General features: G+C 71.6%; 2 protein-coding genes and 1 pseudogene. All 3 read right to left on the minus strand.

Translation table 11 applies throughout. The features are described 5' to 3' along the window. Positions 1 to 764 (minus strand): annotated as a pseudogene (locus HMPREF9719_RS04300) (hypothetical protein); the annotation flags it as partial. Positions 765 to 1048: 284 nt separating this feature from the next. Beyond that, entirely contained in the window at positions 1049 to 1807 is a 759-nt protein-coding gene (locus HMPREF9719_RS04305; RefSeq protein ID WP_004600748.1) for a sulfite exporter TauE/SafE family protein, read from the minus strand. A gap of 174 nt (positions 1808 to 1981) precedes the next feature. Continuing rightward, positions 1982 to 3121, minus strand: a 1140-nt coding sequence (locus HMPREF9719_RS09320) for a DoxX family protein (RefSeq protein WP_004600749.1), incomplete at its 5' end; no start/stop codon positions are given.

The raw sequence follows: 3121 nt of genomic DNA on the forward strand, positions 1-3121 counted from the left end.
ACGGCGTGGGCGGTTTCCCCGGCCTGGGTGATATCGGCGCGTTCCACGACGGCAGCGAGGTTGATCGCGAGGTATTTGCCCAGCGGCCAGCTGTCGCGTTCAGCCACCACCAGCCAGCCGCCCGCAGCCACGAGCACGAAGACGGGTGGTTCGTCGGCGAGGAAGATCTCGGTGAGCAGTTTGAAGACCGACAGGCCGCCGCCCCGCGGCGTGGCGGCGACGGAATCCGCAGTATCTTTTCCCGCATCGGTGGGCCCGTTGGTATCTGCACCGGCGAGGACTTCACTCCCCGCAGCGATGCCGGTGGTTTCGGCGTCGTCGGTGCTGCGGGGTGGGGGTCCGGCGAGCCACGTCTCATCGCGAGTCACCGTGTTGGCGGGTCGGGCAGTGGTCTCGAGTTCGGAGATATCCGCCACCGGCTCCGCCGCCAATGCGACGACACCGTCCGAGGTGGAGGCGGTCAGCTCGAGCTGCCCCTGCGCGGTCTCGAAGGTGACACGCTTCGGGGTGCGGTAGCCGAGAGCCTCGAGAATCAGCGGGGTGGCCTTGCTGGGCTGGTCGAGGAGGATCCGCTGGATCGTCGCTCGGGCTGTCTTGAATCGGCCCCAGGAGGTGAGCACACCGGGGGTTTTCTCGTCGTCGGCGAAGTCCCGAATCCGGTTGCGGACCCTCTTGGTGAGCGAATCGCCTTTGGAATCGGTGGAGGTGAAGTAGAAATCGGGCAGCAGCTCGTCGACGTTGATGATCGAATCAAACCCAGCCACTAGAGCGCTCCCCTAACTTCCTGTCGACTACCCCGCTTGCCGCCCATTCGCGCGCCGCGCATCGGCCTCGGACCTGCGGATCGTTGTCGTTGACTCATCGTACAGAGCACCCCGGCCGCGGCCGCCGCCACGCACGCGGCCGATCGCCGCGTATCGAGCGCGATGCGGACACTTTTTCGCCCTCCTCGGCGCTCCGCCGGGCACAAAGCCTCTTCTACAGCAGGCCACCACCTGAGCCCGCGGATCACTTTCGAGAGGGCATCTATTTAGTGGAGGCCGAGGCCCTACTCCCCCGCGACCAGCGCGGCGACGCCCCGGACGGCCGCGGCGACGCCGCCGACCCCAGCCAGCGCTAGCGCAATGCGATGCGCGATCGGCTGTGCCACGCGGCCGCGCAGCAGGCGACCGACCAAGATTCCGACGAAGACGGCAGCCAGGCACGCGATCCACAGCGGCGCCTCGGTGCCCGACCAGTCCGCCGCTCCGGTCGCGGTCTTCACGACGATCGAGGACGCCCCGCCCACGGCGAAGAGCGGCTGCAGGGTCGCGGCGTAGGCGCGGTGCTCCCAGCGCCGAGCCTCGGCGTAGACGGTGATCGCCGGGCCCGCGACCCCGGCGAGCGTGTTCATGAAGCCGCCGATCCCGCCGGCGACGACCGCCGGCGCCTTTCCGGAGAGCGGCGGTACGAAGCGCTTGCCCCACATGGCGACAGCCAGCGCGATGAGCAGGAGGATCCCGACGGTGAGCTGCAGCAGGCCGGGCGAGCCCTCGCGCACGACGAAAGCGCCCGGGATCGAGCCGACGACGAGCATCGGGGCGATGAGCCCGAAGGTGCGCCACTCGATGTCCCGGACGCTGGAGAAGGTGTTGGTCAACGCGTTGACGACGGCCAGGGCGTTGACGACGATGATCCCGTCGACCGGCCCTAAAACGAGGCTGAGCACCGGGCCCGCGATGAGCGCGAGCCCCATCCCGGCGATCTTCTGCAGGGCGGCGCCCACGGCGATGGCGAGCGCCGCGGCCCCGATCGCGAGGAGGCTCACCGGGCTAGCCCCGCTGCCGCCCTGGGCATCGCGGGCGGTTTGTGGGCGGCGCGGGTCGGGTGAGTCATAACCGTCGATCGTAGCCGGCGGACCGATGCCCGGGGCGAAACCCGAAATTTAACCCCGCCCAACCTCACGCAAGCGAGCTGCGGCGGCAGACCCGCGAGGCTGTTCCTAGGCGAGCGGATTCACGCCGGCGCCGAAGACCCACACGAGGCCCAGCGCCACGATCGCGCCGAGGAGGAAGCCCCAGCTGCTCGCCAGCGGGCGGCGCGCCCAGCTGCGCTGATAGTCGAGCCCATAGCGGCCCGGCCCGGTGAGCTGCAGGACGACGACGATGCCGAACAACAGCCCGGTGGAGATGATCTCCGGGCCCCAGGCGAGCACGTCGAGCCCCGCGCCGAGCTCCGTGATCTCGTGGAGCAGCCCGAAGCCGGTGACCACCGTAGCGACGGCCGCGAAGACCGGGAAGAGCAGGCCGACGATGAGGAAGATGCCGGCGGCCAGGCCCAGCGCGGGCACGGCCACCCCGAGCACGTCGCCGATGGCGTATGCGCCGTATTCGTCCTGGAGGGCGACGACGCCGTTGTGCTCCCCGAGCTGGAAGAACACGGCGATCGCCTGGACCACGAGGATCAGCCCCGTGCCGAGGCGCAGGAGCAGCAGGCCCAGGTCGATCGTGCCGCGCCGCGCGTCGATGTCGGGCTCGTCCTCGCCGGGCGGCTCGGTGGTGATGTGGTCCTCGGGCTCGTCGAAGTAGTCGTCCTCGGCAGCCGCGCCCGCGGCGGCGAGGCTGCGCGTCGGCTCGGGCGACCGGGCGCCCTCGAAGAGGTCGCCGTAGGCCTCGTCCGTGTCCTCGGGCTCGTCGAGGGGCGGCTCCGGGGTGGGCTCGCGGGCGGGGATCGACCGGGGCGCGGCGCGACCGCTGAGCTCGTAGACGCTGCGGTGCGTGCGCCTGGGCTCCTCGTCGAAGAGGCCGCGGTCCTCGTCCTCGCTCCGCTCCGACTCGCGCGCGGCCGGGGCGGGCTTGCGCTCGTCCTCGCTCTTCTCCGGTGCGGGCTCGTCCTTCTCGCTGCTGGCGGCCGCGGCGGCGCTCGCCGCGGCAGCGGCGGCCGGCACCTCGTCGGGCGCGGCCGGGGCCGGGGCCTCGTCGTCCGCCTTTCCGGGGGTTTCCTCGGCCGCGTCGCCCTTCGGCTCGGCGGCGGGCTTGGCCTCCTCGTCGGCGGCCCGGCGCTCGGCCTCCTGGCGGGCGAAGTACTCGCGCAGCGCGGCGGCGTCGTCGGCCTCCTCGGCGGGGCGGGTGCGCGGGCGGCG

This window comes from Corynebacterium otitidis ATCC 51513, assembly GCF_000296405.1.
Taxonomy (GTDB): Bacteria; Actinomycetota; Actinomycetes; order Mycobacteriales; family Mycobacteriaceae; genus Corynebacterium; species Corynebacterium otitidis.